Genomic DNA, 17679 nt, shown 5'->3' with positions numbered 1-17679 from the left:
GCCCCGCCCAGTCACGCGACCCTAGAGCGTGGCAGCCAAAAGTGTGAGCGGTTTCGGCGCCTGCCACGCCCTAAATGCTTGAGATAGAGCCTGCTTATCCGCTTCTGATGTTTCCATCAGAAACGGACAGGCTCTAACAGCAGGTTTCGCCGAGCGACAGCCGGGGGTATAGGCCCGCCCCATGACCACGAATTCTCCTCATCAGCCCGTCCACGTCATCGGCGGCGGCCTCGCCGGCTCCGAAGCCGCCTGGCAGATCGCCCAGAGCGGCGTTCCCGTTGTCCTGCATGAGATGCGCAAGGATGACGCCACAGGCAAAGTCATCACCGACGCCCACAACACCGACGGCCTGGCCGAGATGGTCTGCTCCAACTCGTTCCGCTCGGACGACTGGCAGTTCAACGCCGTGGGCCTGCTGCACGCCGAGATGCGCAAGCTGGACAGCCTGATCATGTCCTGCGCCGATCAGCACCAGGTGCCGGCCGGCGGCGCCCTGGCCGTCGACCGCGACAATTTCTCGGCCGAGGTCACCCGCCGCCTGGAGGCCCACCCGCTCGTCACCATCGTCCGTGAAGAGATCGCCGGCCTGCCGCCCGAAGAGTGGGACAATGTCATCATCGCCACCGGCCCGCTGACCTCGCAGGCGCTGGCCGAGGCTATCCTGGAGCTGTCGGGCGAAGGCCAGCTGAGCTTCTTCGACGCCATCGCGCCGATCATCCACTTCGAGTCCATCAACATGGACGTCGCCTGGCGCCAGTCCCGTTACGACAAGGAAGGCCCGGGCGGCGACGCGACCGCCTACATCAACCTGCCCATGAACAAGGAGCAGTACGAGGCCTTCATCGACGCCCTGCTGGCCGGTCCGAAGTCCGAGTTCAAGGAGTGGGAGAACGTCCCCTATTTCGACGGCTGCCTGCCGATCGAGGTGATGGCCGAACGGGGCCGCGAGACCTTGCGCCACGGCCCGATGAAACCCGTCGGCCTGACCAATCCTCGCGACCCGACGGTCAAGTCCTACGCCATCGTCCAGCTGCGCCAGGACAACGCCCTGGGCACGCTGTGGAACATGGTGGGCTTCCAGACCAAGCTGAAGCACGGCGTTCAGGCCGAGACCTTCCGGATGATCCCGGGCCTGGAGAACGCCCAGTTCGCCCGCCTGGGCGGCCTGCACCGCAACACCTTCATCAATTCGCCCAAGCTGCTGGACAAGTCGCTGCGCCTGAAGGTCCAGCCGCGCCTGCGCTTCGCCGGCCAGGTCACGGGCGTGGAGGGTTATGTCGAGAGCGCCGCCATGGGCCTGCTGACCGGCCGCTTCGCCGCCGCCGACCGCAAGGGCGCGCCGATCGACGCCCCGCCGCCGACGACGGCTTTGGGCGCTCTGGTCGAGCACATCACCGGCGGCCACCTGGAGGCCGGCAATGGCCCCGGCAGCTTCCAGCCGATGAACATCAACTACGGCCTGCTGCCGCCGCTCGAAGCTCCGAAGGTCGATGAGGACGGCAAGAAGATCCCGCTCAAGGAGCGCGGCCGGGCCAAGAAGCGGCTGATGAGCCTGCGGGCGCTGAAGGATCTGGACGCGTGGTCGGAGGCGTCGAAGCCGGTCGCCTGAGGCCGCGCGTAGCGCGATCCCGCGGGAAGATCCTGAAGCCCTTCAGAACCAGCTTCACCGCTTCCCAATGGATCGCCGCCAGGATCCCGGCGACCTGCCAGGGATGGCTGGCGAGCGCCTTCAGGATCGCGTCGTCGGTCAGGTCGCGTCGCTCGCCCGAGAAGGTCGCGGCCAGCACCAGGCCTTCCTCGTCCAGCACGTCGACGCCGACGTGGACGGTCTTGCCGGGCGGCGCGATCTCGAAACCGTAGCGCAGGTCCATCGGCAGGAAGGGCGAGACATAGAACGCCTTGCGGGCGTCCTGCTCGATCCAGCCACCCACCGTCCGGCGGGCCGGCAGCACATAGTCGTGGCGCTGGCCGAAGGTGTTGCGCACGGCGTGGACCGTGGCGACCGGCTTGCCCTCCGCATCGTGGCAAAAGAAAACGGTCAGCGGATTGAAGCCCTTGCCCAGGATGCGCGGCATGGCCAGCACGCTGATCCGCGCGCCCTCCGGCGCCAGGCCCCGCGCCGCCAGCTTGGCCAGCACGGTGTCCTTCAGCGACGTCTCGGACTCGTCGAGGTGGTCGCGATCGTGGAAGCCGATCAGGTTCCAGCGCCCGCGCGAGAACCGCTTCAGCGACCGGTCCAGCGCGTCGATCTCGTCGAGATCCAGCAGCAGCATGAACACCCGATATTGCAGCCGATGGCGCTTGGGCCGCATGCGCTCATGCAGGACATGGCCGCTGTAAAGCGCCGAGCGGACGGTCATGCAACCAGCTCCCGCTCCGCCTCGATCGCCGGCGACTTCAGGAAGATGCGGCCCGACGGATCCGGCGTCTGCCAGGGACGATCCACGCCGCCCAGCTGCTCGGCGACGGCGAGGCCCGCCTGCAGGCCGTCCTCATGGAAGCCCGAGCCGAAATAGGCGCCGCAGAACCACGTCCGACGGCGACCTTGCAGCGACCACAGCCGACGCTGGGCCAGCATGGCGGGACTGTCGAACAGCGGATGTTCGTAGACCTGATCGTGCAGCAGCCCGCCCGGCGTCTCTTCAGGATTCAGCGACAGGAAGATCGGCGCCTCGCCGATCGGCTGCAGGCGGTTCATCCAGTAGGTCACCCCGCCATCCTCGCCGCGCCGGCCGACGTGGTTCCAGCTTGCCCAGGCGGAACGGCGGCGCGGCATCTGGGCGACGTCGGTGTGAAGCACCGCGCGGTTGCGGCTGTAGCGGAAGGCGCCCAGCAGCTCGCGCTCCTCGGCCGTGGGGGACGCCAGCATCCGCAGCGCCTGGTCGGCGTGGGAGGCGATGACCACCTGGTCGTAGGTCCGGGTCTGGCCGGCCGCATCCTCGATCGAGACCCTGTCCGGCTGACGATGGATCGCCTTCACCGGCCGGCCCGGGAGGATGTCGCCCGAGATCCCGGCGGCCAGCTTCTCGACATAGCGGGCGCTGCCGCCGGCCACGGTGCGCCAGATCGGCCGCTTGTCGACCGGCAGCATCAGCCCGTGATTGTCGAAGAACCGCAGCAGGGCGGCGGCCGGAAACTCGCGGATATCGCTCATCGAGGTCGACCAGATCGCCGCCGCCTGGGGCAGCAGATGATCTTCCTGGAACGCTCGCCCGAAACCCTGCTGGCGCAGATATTCGTCGAGCCGGCACAGACCGCCGCTCTCCAGATCCGGCGGGATCCGGCGGCCCTCGCGATAGAACCGCATGACGTCCAGCAGCATCTTCAGGAAACGCGGGTTCAGGGCGTTGCGCTTCTGGGCCAGGATGTTGGTGCTGGAATATTCCAGCGCGCCGTTGTCCAGCGACACGCCGAAGGACATGTCGGTCGCCGCCGTCTCGACGCCCAGGTGCTGAAACAGCGCCGTCAGGTTCGGATAGTTCGGCTCGTTATAGACGATGAAGCCGGTGTCGATCGCCGTCCCGTCCACGCGCACCGTGTGGGCGTGACCGCCGAGCCGGTTGTCGGCTTCATACAGCGTCACGTCGTGGCCGCGCGACAGAAGCCAGGCGGCGGAAAGTCCCGAAATCCCGGCGCCGATCACGGCGACAGACAGGCGAGGTGCGACGGTGGCCAAGGCGGTCTCCCAACAGCGCCGGAGCGACGCCTCGGGAACAGCTACGGGTCATCGAGACAAACGGACGCATCCGATCCGCCCCTCTGCGCGTAACTATCCCCGGGAACAGGCAAGAGGACGGCCCATGAGCTTGATGAAGGCGGCGATCCACGCTTTCGAGGACGCGCCGGTGCCTGACCTGGTGTCGCGCACGGCGATCGACATGCTGGTGGGCGACGTACGCCGCCGTCTGGCCTACGCCCCGGCCGACGCCACCGCTCTCTTCGCCCGCGACATGGACCACCATCCGATCGCCACCCACACCGAAGACGCCAATGCCCAGCACTACGAACTGCCGGCCGCCTTCTTCGAAACCGTGCTGGGCCCGAACCTGAAGTATTCCAGCGGCCTCTATCCGCCGGGCGCGACCAAGCTGGAGCACGCCGAGGCCGAGGCCCTCCGCGAGACCGCCGCCCACGCCGACCTTCACGACGGCCAGGACGTGCTGGAGCTGGGCTGCGGCTGGGGCTCGCTGTCGCTGTGGATGGCCCAGCGCTATCCGAACTCGCGGATCGTCAGCGTCTCCAACTCGGCCTCCCAGCGCGCCTTCATCGAGGGCCGGGCGGCCGAACGCGGCCTCGCCAACCTGACCGTCGTCACCGCCGACATGAACGACTTCAGCACCGACCGCCGCTTCGACCGCGTGGTCTCGGTCGAGATGTTCGAGCACATGTCCAACTGGCGCGCCCTGCTGGGACGGGTGCGCGGCTGGCTCAAGCCCGACGGCCTGCTGTTCCTGCACGTCTTCACCCACCGCACGACGCCCTACCGGTTCGATACCAACGACTCCGCCGACTGGATCGCCCAATACTTCTTCGCTGGCGGCGTTATGCCCAGTCACGACCTGGCGCGGCAGTTCCCCGACCTGTTCACCGTCGAGGCCGACTGGCGCTGGAGTGGCGATCACTACGCCCGCACCGCCCGCCAGTGGCTGGCCAATATGGACGCCAACCGCGCCAAGCTCGATCCGGTGCTGGCCGAGGTCTACGGCAAGGACGCCGCCGTCTGGCGGCGCCGCTGGCGACTGTTCTTCCTGGCCACGGCAGGCCTGTTTGGCCATCGGGGCGGCGAGGAATGGGGCGTCAGCCACTACCGCATGCGTCCTGTCCAGGAGACCGTCCGATGATCCGCCTCGCCGCCGGCTACGCGTCCGCCGCCCTGACCATGCTGGTCCTCGACGGTTTCTGGCTGACCCTGGCCACGCCCCGCCTCTACAAGCCACGCATCGGCGAGCTGCTGGCCGACAAGCCGTCGCTGGCGCCGGCCGTCGTCTTCTACTTTCTGTACGTCACCGCCATTGTCGTGCTGGCCGTCCAGCCGGCCCTGCGTGAGGGCGGCTGGCGACGCCTGCTGATCCATGCGGTCGTCTTCGGCCTCGTCGCCTACGCGACCTACGACCTGACCAATCAGGCGACGCTGAAGACCTGGTCGACGACCATCACCGTCGTCGACATGGTCTGGGGAACCCTGGTCACCACCGCCGCCGCCTCGGCCGGTTACGCGGTGATGCGCTGGATGGGGAAATAGTCCCGTTGTCAGCCGGAATTGACCATACGAGCGCCCCGCCCCTTGGGGTCTCGCGGGGACGCTTGATGGACGCCGACACCAGCCGGGCCTTGCTGTCGCGCGCCATGGCGCGGGTGGCCAACCGCGATTCCGACGCGCTGAAATACGTCTATCGCCATACCTCCGCGAAACTGTTTGGCGTCTGCCTCCGTATCTTGAACGACCGCGAGGAGGCGGAAGACGTGCTTCAGGATGTGTACCTCACCGTCTGGAACAAGGCCGACCGGTTCGATCCGGAGCGCGCCAGCCCGATCACCTGGCTGGTCAGCCTGGCCCGCAACCGCTCGATCGACCGTATTCGCGCCAGAGGCGGCCGCGTAACCGCCGGCGTCGAGGAAGCCGAGGCCCTGCCCGACCGCGCGCCGCTGGCCTCGACCCTCGTCGAGGACGAAGACGACCGCCGCCGCCTCGAAGGCTGCCTGAACCAGCTGGATCCCAAGCACGCCAGCGCAGTGCGCACGGCCTTCTTCGAGGGCGTCACCTACGAGGCGCTGGCCAAGATGCTGGGCATGCCCTTGGGCACCATGAAGAGCTGGATCCGGCGCAGCCTGATCAGCCTGCGCGCGTGCCTCGAAGCATGACCGACGCCCTGCCTCCCGAAGGTGAAGACCGTCCTCTGGCCGGCGAGTACGCCCTGGGCGTTCTCGACGCCGACGAGCGCGCCGACGCCCAACGCCGCATCGCCGCCGAACCGGCCTTCGCCCGCGCCGTCGAATGGTGGGAAGGCCGCCTGGCGCATCTGGCCGAACACATTCCGCCCGTCGAGCCGCCGGCTACGGTGTGGCCGCGTATCGCCAACCTGGTTGGCGCCGCCGCGACGCAGAAGCCCTCGGCCTGGAACAATGTCCGCCTGTGGCGTGGCGCGTCCGCTGGCGCCCTGGCGCTTGCTGCGGCCAGCGTCGTCGCCCTGGTCGTGACGCCGCGCCCGGCCCAGCCGCCCGTCGTCGCTCCAGCCAAGCCGCCGCCCGCCGCCGAGGTGGCGCTGATCGCCGATCCGACCACCAAGCAGCCCGCCCTGGTCGCGACCCTCGACCACGCCGCCGGCAAGCTGATCCTGACGCCCGTCGCGATGAAGATGCCGGCCGGCCGCGAACCCGAGCTGTGGATCATCCCCGAAGGCCAGAAGGCCGTCTCCCTCGGCGTCCTCCCCAGCGACGCGCCCAAGGCCATCCCGTTGCCCGCCGGTCTGACCGGCGCGGGGACCTACACCGCCCTGTTGGCCATCACCGACGAACCGCCGGGCGGCGCGCCCACCGGTGTCGCCACCGGCCAGGTCCGCGCGGCGGGTAAGTTCGTGGCCCAGACGGAATAGCCACTCTCGCCGTCGCTAAGTAAGTCATTTATGACTTAGCAACAGGCGCCGCCCCTCGACGGATGGCGCGTGTCGAGGCGCCCGCGCGTGATGAGCACGCGGGGACGGTTGCGGAACGAGGCTTCGAGGGTCTCTCCTGCTATCGCTGGCGTCTCGACGGCGAGCAGAGCGGGGTCGAATCGGGCGTGGCGGAAGCAATCGACATTGGCGCGAGAGCCAAGGCGCGTTGCGACCTGCTGGGCGCGCCGCCCTACAGCGAGGTCGAGGGCCAGCTGACGCGACGGTTCCTGACCCCGGCGCACGAGGCCGCCCTGAGCGCCGTCAGCGGCTGGATGCTGGACGCCGGCATGAGCATGCGCCGCGACGCCGCCGCCAATCTGATCGGCCGCTACGAGGGCGAGCGCACCGGCGCGAAGGCCCTGATCATCGGCTCGCACATCGACAGCGTCCGCAACGGCGGCCGCTATGACGGACCGCTGGGGATCATGCTGGGCATCGACGTGGTCGAGGCGCTGGCCCGCGCCGGGCGCCGCCTGCCGTTCGCGATCGAGGTCACAGCCTTCGGCGACGAGGAAGGCTCGCGCTTTCCCGCCTCGATGAGCTGCAGCCGGGCGATCGCCGGGACGCTGGACGCCAGCGCTCTGGAGATGAAGGACGCCGACGGCGTGTCGGTGGCCGAGGCCTTGACCGCGTTCGGCGGCGATCCGGCGGGTATCGCTAGCGCGGCGCGCAAGCCAGAGCAGGTGCTGGCCTTCCTCGAAGTCCACATCGAGCAGGGCCCCGTGCTGGAAGCCGAGGGCCTAGCCTTGGGCGTCGTCACCGCCATCGCCGCGCAGAAGCGGCTTATGGTCCGCATCGAGGGGACCGCCGGCCACGCCGGCACCACGCCGATGAACCTGCGCAAGGATCCCGGTCCAGCCGCCGCCGAGGCGATCCTGGCCCTGGAGCGGATCTGCCGCGCCGGGACCGATGGCCTGGTCGGCACGGTCGGCCGCATGACCGCCCTGCCCGGCGCGTTCAACGTTATCCCCGGCGCGATCGAGTTCTCGATGGACATCCGCGCCGAGACCTCCGCGACGCGCGACGAGGCGGTGATCACCATCAGCGCCGAGATCCACGCCATCGCCGCCAGGCGCGGCCTTTCGGCGACCGTAACCCTGATGCAGGCCCTGGCCGAGAGCCCGTGCGATCCGTCGCTGATGGGACTGCTGGACGAAGCCCTCGCCGACCTCTCCCTGCCCGCCCGCCGGCTGCCCTCGGGCGCGGGTCACGACGCCATGGTGATGGCCGAGCTCTGTCCGGTCGCCATGCTGTTCATCCGCTGCGAGGGCGGGATCAGCCACAACCCGGCCGAAGCCGTCACCGAGGCCGACTGCGCCTTGGCGGCCCAGGCCATGCTCCTTTTCATCGACAAGCTAGAACGACGCGAACGCGCATGACCCAAGACGCCACCGGCACTTTCAAAGAACTCGACCACCCCGCCCGCCTGCTGATGGGGCCTGGCCCGATCAACGTGCACCCGCGCGTGTTGCGGGCCATGTCGGTGCAGCTGCTGGGCCAGTTCGACCCCGAATTCACCGGCTACATGAACGAGGTCATGGCGCTGTATCGCGGCGTCTTCCAGACCAAGAACCAGTGGACCTTCCTGATCGACGGCACCTCGCGCGCCGGCATCGAGGCGGCTTTGGTCTCGACGCTTTCGCCGGGCGACGACGTCGTGGTCGTCAACGCCGGGCGCTTTGGCCTCCTGCTGGCCGAGATCGCCGAGCGCTGCGACGCCAAGGTCACCTTCGTCGAGGCCCCGTGGGGAACCGTGGTCGATCCGCAGGCGGTCGAGGATGCGCTCAAGCGCGTGAAGCCTCGCCTGGTGGCCTGCGTGCACGGCGACACCTCGACCACCATGGCCCAGCCGCTCGCCGAGATCGGCGCGATCTGCCGCGCCCACGGGGCGTTGATGTATGTCGACGCCACCGCCACCCTGTCGGGCATGGATGTCCCCGTAGACGCCTGGGGCGCGGACATTGTCACGGCCGGCCTGCAGAAGTGCCTGGCGGGTCCCTCGGGCTCGGCCCCGATCACCATCAGCGACCAGGCCGCCGAACACATCTTCTCGCGCCGGCACGTCGAGAAAGGCTTGGCCGGGGCAAGCGCCGTGACCGGCAACGGCCGCCGCATCGCCTCCAACTATTTCGACCTGGCGATGATCATGGATTACTGGTCCGACAAGCGCCTGAACCACCACACAGAATGCGCGCCGATGCTGTTCGCGGCCCGCGAATGCGCCCGTCTGGTGCTGGAAGAAGGGCTGGAGGCGCGCGTCGCCCGCCACGCCCAGGCCGGCGCCGCCATGGCCTCCGGCCTCGCGGCCATGGGCCTCTCCCTCTATGGCGATCAGGCCCACAAGATGAGCAATGTGACCGGCATCTGGGTCCCGGCCGGCGTCGACTACGACCGGGTCAAGGCGCGGATGCGGACCGATTTCGAGATCGAGATCGGCTCGGCCTTCGGGCCGCTGACCGGCAAGATCTGGCGTATCGGGACCATGGGCGTGAACGCCCGCAAGCACGCGGTGCTGCAGACCCTGGCGGCGCTGGAAGCGGTCTTGCGCTGGGAGGGCTTCAAGGCCCCGGCTGGCGCGGGCGTCGATGCGGCGGCGAAGATCTTCGCATGAGCTATCCGAGAGACCTCATCGGCTATGGTGAACACCCGCCCCAGGCCCACTGGCCGGACGGCGCCCGCGTGGCTGTGCAGTTCGTGCTGAACTACGAAGAGGGCGCCGAGCGGTCGATCCTGCACGGCGATCCGGTCAGCGAGTTCTTCCTGTCGGAAATGGTCGGCGCCCAGCCCATCCAGGGCATGCGCAACATGTCGATGGAGAGCCTTTACGAATACGGCTCGCGCGCCGGCTTCTGGCGTATCCGGCGATTGTTCGAGGACTTCGGCCTGCCGCTGACCGTGTTCGGCGTCGCCCAGGCCATGGAGCGCCACCCCGACGCCGTCGAGGCGATGATGACGTCCGGCTGGGAGATCGCCAGCCACGGCTATCGCTGGATCGACTACCAGCACTTCACGCCCGAGCAGGAACTGGAACATATCCAGCGGGCCATCGAGATCCAGAAGCGCCTGACCGGGGAGCGCCCGCTGGGCTGGTACCAGGGCCGCACCAGCCCCAACACCGCGCGATTGGTCGCCGAGGAAGGCGGCTTCGTCTACGACGCCGATAGCTATGCCGACGACCTGCCCTATTGGGACGACCAGCACGGCCGCGCCCAGCTGATCGTGCCCTACACCCTGGAAGCCAACGACATGCGCTTCACGGCCGCGCAAGGCTTCAACACCGGCGAGCAGTTCTTCACCTACCTCCGCGACGCCTTCGACGCCCTCTATCTAGAAGGCGAGACCGCGCCGAAGATGATGAGCGTCGGCCTGCACTGCCGCGTGGTCGGCAAGCCGGGCCGCATCGGCGCCCTGCGGCGGTTCCTGGAGCACATCACCCGTCACGACCGCGTCTGGGTGGCCAAGCGCATCGACATCGCTCGCCACTGGATCGCGACCCACCCTTACGCCGGAGAAACGGCATGAGCGGCGCACCGCCCCTGACCCTGGCTCGGCTGAACAGCATGAACCAGACCGGCTTCACCACCGCCCTGGGCTTCGCCTTCGAGCTGTCCCCCTGGGTCGTCGAGCGCGCCTTCAATGAGCGGCCCTTCGCCAGCGTCGAGGCCCTGCACGGCGCGATGATGGCCGTCCTCGACGCAGCGACCACCGCCGACAAGCTCGCCTTGATCCGCGCCCACCCGGAACTGGCCGGCAAGGCCGCGATCGCCAAGCAGCTGACCGCCGAGAGCAACGCCGAACAGGCCAGCGCCGGTCTCGACAAGTTGACGCCGGACGAGTTCGCGCGCTTCCACGCGCTCAATGCCGCCTACGGCCAGCGCTTCGGCTTCCCCTTCATCATCGCCGTGCGGCTGAACGACAAGACCGCGATCCTGGCCGCCATACAGGCGCGCCTCGCCAATGACGAGGCCGAGGAGATCGCCGAGGCGATTCTGCAGATCGGCCTGATCTCCAAACTCCGACTGCTCGACGCGGTGACGCAATAAGATGGACTACGACCTTCCCGGCTGGCTGAACCTTTGCCTGCGCTGGCTTCACGTGATCGCCGGCGTCGCCTGGATCGGGGCCTCGTTCTACTTCGTCTGGCTGGACAACAATCTGCGCGCGCCCGTCCCTGAGAAGGACGGCGTCAAGGGCGAGCTGTGGGCCGTGCACGGCGGCGGCTTCTACCACTCGCAGAAGTACATGGTGGCTCCGGCGCACATGCCCGACCACCTGCACTGGTTCAAATGGGAGGCCTACACCACCTGGCTTTCGGGCTTCGCCCTGCTGATCGTGCTCTACTACTGGCAGGCGCCGGTCTATCTGATCGACACCGCCAAGCACGCCTTCAGCCAGCCGGCGGCGATCGGCGCGGGCCTGGCCTTCATCTTCGGCGGGCTGGCCGCCTATGAGGCCCTTTGCCGCTCGCCGCTGGGCCAGCGGGGCCTGTGGTTCGGGATCGTCTGGTTCGGCGCCCTGACGGCGGCCGCCTATGCCCTGTCCAAGCTGTTCAGCGACCGCGGCGCCTTCATCCACGTCGGCGCGATCATCGGCACGGCCATGGTCGCCAACGTCTTCCTGGTCATCATCCCCAACCAGCGCAAGATCGTCGCCGACATGCTGGCCGGTCGTCCGGTCGATCCGCGCTTGGGCGCGATGGGCAAGCAGCGATCGGTGCACAACACCTACATGACCCTGCCGGTCATCTTCATCATGATCAGCAACCACTATCCGATGGTCACCGGCCATCCGTTGAGTTGGCTGCTGCTGGCCATGATCAGCGCCGGCGGGATCTCGATCCGGCAGTTCTTCCTGCTCAAGCACCACGGCAAGATTCGCCACGACTTCCTCTTCTACGGCGCGATGCTGGTGTTCGCCGCCACGGTCGTTGCCAGCATGAAGCCGAAGGACAAGGTCGAGATCACCACCCCGGTCCCGTTCGCCACCGCCCAGGCGATCGTCCAGAAGCACTGCGTCATGTGCCACAGCGCCTCGCCGACGCACGCGGGCTTTTCGGCGCCCCCGTTGGGCGCGACCTTCGACACACCTGAGCATATCCAGACCTACGCGCCGAAAATCCGTGAACGGGCGGTGCTCTCGACCGGCATGCCCCTTGGCAACGAGACAAGCATGACTGTAGAGGAGCGCGCCCAGCTGGGCGCCTGGATCAATCAGGGAGCCAAGATCCCGTGACCGACGCCGTCCTGGACGCAACCACGAAGACCGACGCGGAGAACGCGCCTCGCAAGCGCAACGCCGAGCGCACGCGCAAGGCGATCCTCGCCGCGGCCTTGAAGGAGTTCGCCCAGGCTGGCTTCGCGGGCGCGCGCATCGAGCGGATCGTCAAGGCCGCCAAGTGCAACATCCGGATGCTGTACCACTACTTCGGGGACAAGAAGGGCCTGTACATGGCCGTCCTCGAAAGCGCCTATATGGACCTGCGCACCCGCGAGGCCGAGCTGAAGATCGACTTCGAAAAGCCGCTCGACGGCTTTCTGGAGCTGCAGCGCTTCACCTTCGACTATTTCGAGAAGAACCCGCGCTTCGAGGGGCTGCTGCGCAACGAGAACCTGCAGCACGGCAAGTTCGCCGCCCAGTCGCGCGTGGTCACCGAGACCGCCTTCCCTCTGCGCCGCACGATCGAGAAGCTGATCGAGAGCGGCCAGCGGCAAGGGATCTTCGGTCCGAACCTCGACCCCGTGCAGATCTACGTGACCATCGCGGCCATGAGCCGGTTCCACCTGGCCAATGGCTATTCGCTGTCGGCGACGCTGGACACCGACATGAGCGCCCCCGAGTGGCGCAAGGCGCGGCTGGACCACGCCCTGGGACTGCTCGAAGCCTATCTCACGCGTGGCGCGCGCTAAGGTTTCGGCGCGGCGGCGGCGGCCGGAGCCTTCGCCAGCGGCGGACCGCTGAACTCGGCCTCGATCGTTACAAGGACCTCGTCGCTGACGCCCATGGTCGTGCCCGGCGCGGGAACGCCATAGGCGATGCCGAAGTCCGAGCGCTTGAACGCGCCCTTGGCCGAGAAGCCGATGCGGGCGTGAGGATCCATCGGGTGGCCCGGATAGCCGCCGTTATAGGTCACATCCAGCACGACCGGCTTGGTGACGCCATGCAGGGTCAGGTCGCCGGTGACCTTGCCGGTGTCGGGACCGGTGGTCTCGACCTTGGTCGACTTGAAGGTGATGACCGGATAGGTCGCCGTGTTCAGCCACTGTGGCCCGACCAGCTCGGCCAGGAAGCCCTCCGGCGGCGCAGGTAGGGTCAGCGACCTCGGATTGATCGTCGCTTCCAGCGTGCTGGCGGCGGCGTTGTTCTGGTCAAAATTCAGCTTGGCGTCGAAGTCGGCGAAGGCGGCCGTGTAGTTCGAGAAGCCCAGGTGGCTGACCCGGAACACCAGCGTCGCGTGCGACTTGTCCAGGGTGTAGGCGCCAGCGGGGACGTCGGCCTTGGGCGGCTTGGGCGCGGTCGCCGCCGGGGCGGCGACGACGGGCGCGTCGGCCTTCTTGTCGGCCGCGGGCTGCGGCGAACAGGCGGCCACCGCGAGCAGCGCGACCACGGGCAGGATCGATTTCATACGCTTCCCTCCAAGCAGCCCGATCGTCGCGCCGGGCGTCTGACCGGAGCAAGAGGCCCCTACGCCGACGAAACGTCAACGTAGGGGACCCGACAGCGGTTGCGGAAGGTGCGGGCTAGGCGGCCATGAACATGTCGTCCGTCACCAGGGACGAAGAGACATTCTTGAGCAGGACGACTTGGTCGAACCCCGCGACCCCGTCGGTATTGGCGACGATATAGGTGTCCGCGCCAGCGCCGACGATCAGGTACTTTTGGCTATAGGTGCCGCTCAGGGCTCCGTTGTTGTAGGCCTCGATCGTCAACTGGGACGAAGCGCTCATCGTGCCGTCCGGATTCATGAACGCGTTGAAGTGCAGGACGTCGTTTCCCGTCACTACCGTCGGAGCATTGCTGAAAGCCAGTTTGTCACCGGAGCCGAAGTCCGTGATCGTGTCGAAGTTCTGGAGCTGCGGGTTGAACAGGCCATCGCCAGCCAGGAACTTGAACACGTCCGCGCCAGGACCGCCGGCCATGACATCGTTGCCCTTGCCGCCCGTGATGATGTCGTTCCCGCTATAGGCGTAGATCAGGTCGTCCTGCGCGCTGCCCGTCAGGATGTTGGCGCTGTCGTCGCCTCTTAGGGGGACCGTCGCGGCGGGGCTAAAGGTCTTCTCATCGATCTCGTCGAGCGCGGTGTTCGCCAACCGAACAGTGTTCTCTATAGTTCCCGACAAACCATTCGGCTTGTAGAACACATAGACGTCGTTTCCGACCTGGTAGGCTAGGTAAGCCGGATTCCCGGCTCCAATGGACTGCCCGGCGTCGGACACGGCCTCCTGCCAAGCGCTTGCCGTCCCCTTGCGAAGCTCGAAGCCTCCGCCAAGCGACGTGAACGAAAGCTTGTCGCCGACCTCCCAGTCCATGATCACGTCAATGCCGGTATTGTTAGAAGTCGTCAGGGTCGTATCGCCCACCTCGAAGACGAAGGTATCGGCGCCCGCGCCCCCAAACAGGACGTCCGGCCCTTGGCCGCCCTTGATGGTGTCATTGCCGCCGTAACCATAGATCGTATCGTTCAGCGCCCCGCCCACCAGGATGTTGGCGCTGTCGTCGCCGACCGGCACGAAGTTGTCGGCGCTGATCTTGTCCAGCGTGGTGTTAGCCAGCTTGACGACGTTCTCGACCGCGCCGTTCTGCGCGCCGCTGGTGGCGGCGAACACGTAGACGTCGGGGCCGACCTGCATGGCTAGGTACGACAGGTGCTGCGAGCCCATGATCTGCGGCGCGGTGGTCGCGGCCGCGAGCCAGCTGCTCGAGGTCTGCTCGGCGTAGTGGATGAACTCGCTGTGCGGACCGAACGACAGCCTGTCAGTGGCCTCCCAGTCGGTGATCACGTCGACGCCGGCATCGCCGTTGGGCGACCAGGTGGTGTCACCCTTGGCGAAGACGAAGGTGTCGTCGCCATCGCCGCCGGTCAGCTTGTCGGCGCCCGCGCCGCCGATCAGAGTATCGGCGCCGCCGCCGCCTTTGATCGCGTCGTCGCCGCCGTAGCCGCGCAGGAGATCGGCGCCGTAGCCGCCTTGCAGCGTGTCGGCCGCATCGGTCCCGCCGGCGAGCTTCAGCATCGACATGTTAAGCGAGACGACCTTGTTGTCGTCCATGATGATCATGCGCTGGCCGTCGTTGCTCAACGTGACGCGATCACCATAGGCCGCGCCCGCGGTCAGGGCGCCTGTGGCTTCGGTGATGTCCGCGCCGATCGCATAGACCTCGTTCAGCGACCAGGTCTCGGTCGAGACGTCCAGGATCTGGTCCTTGACCGCATCGACGATGAACAGGTGCTTGCCGTCGGCGCTGAAGTCCATGCCGTGCACGTTCATGGTGTACGGAATGTAGTCGTTCAGCTGCCCCAGATACTTCAGCGCCCCGTCATAGAGGTTGATCTGGCCGGAGGTGATGAATTGGGCGATCTTGGAACCGTCGCCCGCGATGGCCTGAATGCCTGTGTTGACCCTGGGCGGGGCATCGGCGCCGGACGCGTTGTGCTGGGCCGTCTGGACCGCACCCGGGACCAGGACGAAGAGTTCGCCCCAGACATTGCCGACTGGCGCCAGTAAGACCTTCGAATGATTGTCGGTGACCGACAGCACGCCGCTTTCCGTATAGCCGTAGGTTCCGCGCGTGAAGGTTTGCGTCGCCGTATCCAGCACCGTGGTCGGCGTATATCCGAACACGTCGAAGTTCTGCGTCAGGATGATCTTGCCGTCGCTGGTGAAGGCGGCGTCCACGAAGTTGGTTACCCACTCGTTCACCAACGTCGTGTAGTCCTTGACCACGCCCGTCGTCAGATCGACCACGTGTATGGCGGCCATCGGGGACGCCGAGCCACGATCGATGACCTTGCCTTCCGTAACGACGAGATAGCGGCCGTCGGCCGAGACATCCATGCCGCCCAGTTGGGTCCCGACACTGATGTCGGCGCGCACCTTGCCTGTGATGGTGTCGATCGCTTTGACGTGGCCGTCGGCTGTCGCGACATAGGCGGTCTGGCCGTCCGCCGAGAGAATAGCGTCCTTGACGCCTGCTTCCGACACCGTCAGCACCTTCGCGCCGGCGATCAGATCATCCACCGTCACCGTCGTCGCCGACGGCGACAGCGTCACCGTCTTGTCGTTGAACTGCAGCTTCTCGACGTTGAGCAGGGTGTCGACGCCGTCCAGACCCTTCACCGTCCAGGTCCCGTTGGTGTTCAGCGTCCAGGTGTAGTCCTTCGCCTCGCCCCAGAAGATCGCGGTGTCGACACCGGCGCCGCCGTCCAGGATGTCGTTGCCCGAGCTTCCTTCCAGCGTGTTGTCCTTGGCGTCGCCGATCAGGATGTCGTCCAGGCTGGAGCCCCGGAGCCCTTCGATATTGATCAGGGTGTCCATGCCCGCGCCGTGGGTGTCCTGCGGCGCGCCGGCCTTGGAAAGGTCCACCCTGACGCCAGGGCCGCCCTCGTACGAGGCGATGTCGAAGCCCGCGCCGCCGTCCAGCACGTCATTGCCGGCGCCGCCGCTCAGAATGTTGCCGCCCGCGTCGCCGGTCAGGCGATCGTTTCCCGCGCCGCCCGTGACGTTCTCGAAGTTCCGCGCCTCCATGTGAACGCCCGGCGCGATCAGCTGATCGCCGGTGTTCCCCAGGTCGAAGGTGATGTCGTAAACAGCCGCGAACGACAGGAGGTCTACGCCCGCGCCGCCGTCGGCCGTCGTCAGACCCTCGCTGCCCGGCCCGATCCACACAATGGCAGTGTCATTGCCCGCGCCGCCCAGCAGCATGTCGCCAGGCTTGCGGAAGCTGCCCCGCAGGATGTCGTCGCCATCGCCGCCGTCCAGAGTGTCGTGACCGCCCACTGCGGTGAGGACGTCGTTGCCCGCATCGCCGAACAGATAGTTATCGGCGTCGTTGCCGACGATGGTGTCGTCGTGCGTCGAGCCCGTCACCAGCTCGATCGAGGACAGTGTGTCCTTGATCGTCGCGTCGGTGCGGCTGGTGGCGGTGTTGCGCGACAGATCGACCTCGACCCCGACGGCGCTCATCGCATAGTCGATCGTGTCGTTGCCGTCGCCGCCGTTCAGCACGTTCACGCCCACGCCGCCCGACAGATAGTCGTCGCCCACGCCGCCGGTCAGAATGTCATTCCCCGCCGCGCCAAACAGGGTGTTGCTGCCCGCGTCGCCCGTCAGGGTGTCGTCGAACGCCGAGCCCCATAGGTTCTCGACTCCGCTCAAGGTGTCCTTGCCCGCGCCGACCGTGTCCTGGGCCGAGGTCTTGGTCAGGTCGACCTTCACGCCCGCCGTGGCGTCCTCGTAGGAGGCCCAGTCAACGCCCGCGCCGCCCTTGATCGCGTCGTCTCCTGTCCCGCCGACCAGCCAGTCGTCGCCGTCGCCGCCGTCCAGCGCGTCGGCGCCGGCCGAGCCCCACAGGGTGTCGTCGCCCTTGCCGCCGCTGATCGTGTCGGCGCCGGCGTCGCCAATGATGACGTTGTCCTTGGCGTCGCCGATGAGCGTGTCGTTAAAGGCCGAGCCGTGGAGGTTCTCGATCCCGCCCAGCTTGTCGGTCCCGGAGCCACCTGTGTTCTGCGCGCCGGTGATGTTGAGGTCGACCTTCACGCCGGCCGTGGCGTCATCGTAACCCGCCCAATCGCTGCCGGCGCCGCCGTCGATAGTGTCGTTTCCAGCGCCGCCCTGGAGGTAGTCGTCGCCGTCGCCGCCTTGGAGGATGTCGGCGCCGTCGTTGCCGGCCAGGACGTCGTCGCCCGCGCCGCCCTTCAGGGTGTCGTTGCCGCCGAAGCCGTAGATGACGTCATCCCCGCTGGTCCCGTTCAGAACGTCCGCGCCTTCCGTGCCCCGAAAGTCCATTGCCTCAACCCCTCGCCACACACTGC

Annotated in this window: 15 protein-coding genes; 11 read left to right on the top strand and 4 right to left on the bottom strand. The window is 67.4% G+C overall.

Annotation, left to right across the window (positions count from 1 at the left end):
* Positions 1-181: 181 nt before the first annotated feature.
* On the top strand, positions 182-1609 hold the full coding sequence (trmFO, locus tag CSW62_RS05695; protein ID WP_099576193.1) for a methylenetetrahydrofolate--tRNA-(uracil(54)-C(5))-methyltransferase (FADH(2)-oxidizing) TrmFO: 1428 nt from the start codon (positions 182-184) through the stop codon (positions 1607-1609).
* On the opposite strand, the gene CSW62_RS05690 is transcribed toward trmFO, so the two are convergent.
* On the bottom strand, positions 1515-2360 hold the full coding sequence (locus CSW62_RS05690) for a DUF1365 domain-containing protein (RefSeq protein WP_099576192.1): 846 nt from the start codon (positions 2358-2360) through the stop codon (positions 1515-1517). The two genes, trmFO and CSW62_RS05690, sit on opposite strands and share 95 nt — an antisense overlap.
* Positions 2357-3676: an NAD(P)/FAD-dependent oxidoreductase gene (locus CSW62_RS05685; RefSeq protein WP_099576191.1), complete on the bottom strand. Its 1320-nt coding sequence runs from the start codon at positions 3674-3676 to the stop codon at positions 2357-2359. The genes CSW62_RS05690 and CSW62_RS05685 overlap by 4 nt, the downstream gene beginning before the upstream one ends.
* A gap of 124 nt (positions 3677-3800) precedes the next feature.
* Between CSW62_RS05685 and CSW62_RS05680 the strand changes: the two genes are divergently transcribed.
* The 10 genes from CSW62_RS05680 to CSW62_RS05635 all read left to right on the top strand — a co-directional run bounded on the left by CSW62_RS05680 (position 3801) and on the right by CSW62_RS05635 (position 12559).
* A complete protein-coding gene (locus CSW62_RS05680; RefSeq protein WP_099576190.1) occupies positions 3801-4841 on the top strand; it encodes a cyclopropane-fatty-acyl-phospholipid synthase family protein in 1041 nt (346 codons plus the stop codon).
* Positions 4838-5242: a DUF2177 family protein gene (locus tag CSW62_RS05675; RefSeq protein ID WP_099576189.1), complete on the top strand. Its 405-nt coding sequence runs from the start codon at positions 4838-4840 to the stop codon at positions 5240-5242. The genes CSW62_RS05680 and CSW62_RS05675 overlap by 4 nt, the downstream gene beginning before the upstream one ends.
* A gap of 65 nt (positions 5243-5307) precedes the next feature.
* On the top strand, positions 5308-5862 hold the full coding sequence (locus tag CSW62_RS05670) for a sigma-70 family RNA polymerase sigma factor (RefSeq protein WP_099576188.1): 555 nt from the start codon (positions 5308-5310) through the stop codon (positions 5860-5862).
* The gene (locus CSW62_RS05665; RefSeq protein WP_099576187.1) at positions 5859-6593 is read left to right on the top strand and encodes an anti-sigma factor domain-containing protein; all 735 of its coding nucleotides are present in this window, start codon (positions 5859-5861) and stop codon (positions 6591-6593) included. The genes CSW62_RS05670 and CSW62_RS05665 overlap by 4 nt, the downstream gene beginning before the upstream one ends.
* A gap of 185 nt (positions 6594-6778) precedes the next feature.
* Positions 6779-8032, top strand: a complete 1254-nt coding sequence (locus tag CSW62_RS05660) for an allantoate amidohydrolase (RefSeq protein WP_099582185.1) — start codon at positions 6779-6781, stop codon at positions 8030-8032.
* Positions 8029-9264, top strand: coding sequence for an alanine--glyoxylate aminotransferase family protein (locus CSW62_RS05655; RefSeq protein ID WP_199170523.1), 1236 nt, complete (start codon positions 8029-8031; stop codon positions 9262-9264). Before CSW62_RS05660 ends, CSW62_RS05655 begins: the two co-directional genes overlap by 4 nt.
* A complete protein-coding gene (gene puuE / locus CSW62_RS05650; protein ID WP_099576186.1) occupies positions 9261-10175 on the top strand; it encodes an allantoinase PuuE in 915 nt (304 codons plus the stop codon). Before CSW62_RS05655 ends, puuE begins: the two co-directional genes overlap by 4 nt.
* Positions 10172-10696 (top strand): 2-oxo-4-hydroxy-4-carboxy-5-ureidoimidazoline decarboxylase, encoded by a 525-nt coding sequence (uraD, locus tag CSW62_RS05645; protein ID WP_099576185.1) that lies wholly within the window; start codon positions 10172-10174, stop codon positions 10694-10696. Before puuE ends, uraD begins: the two co-directional genes overlap by 4 nt.
* A 1-nt stretch (position 10697) precedes the next feature.
* On the top strand, positions 10698-11885 hold the full coding sequence (locus tag CSW62_RS05640) for a urate hydroxylase PuuD (RefSeq protein WP_099576184.1): 1188 nt from the start codon (positions 10698-10700) through the stop codon (positions 11883-11885).
* Positions 11882-12559 (top strand): TetR/AcrR family transcriptional regulator, encoded by a 678-nt coding sequence (locus tag CSW62_RS05635; RefSeq protein ID WP_099576183.1) that lies wholly within the window; start codon positions 11882-11884, stop codon positions 12557-12559. The genes CSW62_RS05640 and CSW62_RS05635 overlap by 4 nt, the downstream gene beginning before the upstream one ends.
* Here CSW62_RS05635 and CSW62_RS05630 read toward each other — a convergent pair.
* Both CSW62_RS05630 and CSW62_RS26820 read right to left on the bottom strand, forming a co-directional pair.
* A complete protein-coding gene (locus tag CSW62_RS05630; RefSeq protein WP_099576182.1) occupies positions 12556-13275 on the bottom strand; it encodes a YceI family protein in 720 nt (239 codons plus the stop codon). The genes CSW62_RS05635 and CSW62_RS05630 overlap by 4 nt on opposite strands.
* Positions 13276-13390: 115 nt before the next feature.
* Positions 13391-17653, bottom strand: a complete 4263-nt coding sequence (locus tag CSW62_RS26820; RefSeq protein ID WP_099576181.1) for a hypothetical protein — start codon at positions 17651-17653, stop codon at positions 13391-13393.
* Between the last annotated feature and the right edge of the window lie 26 nt (positions 17654-17679).

It is taken from the genome of Caulobacter sp. FWC2 (assembly GCF_002742625.1).
GTDB lineage: Bacteria > Pseudomonadota > Alphaproteobacteria > Caulobacterales > Caulobacteraceae > Caulobacter.
This window is presented reverse-complemented; position numbering and strand designations above follow the sequence as displayed.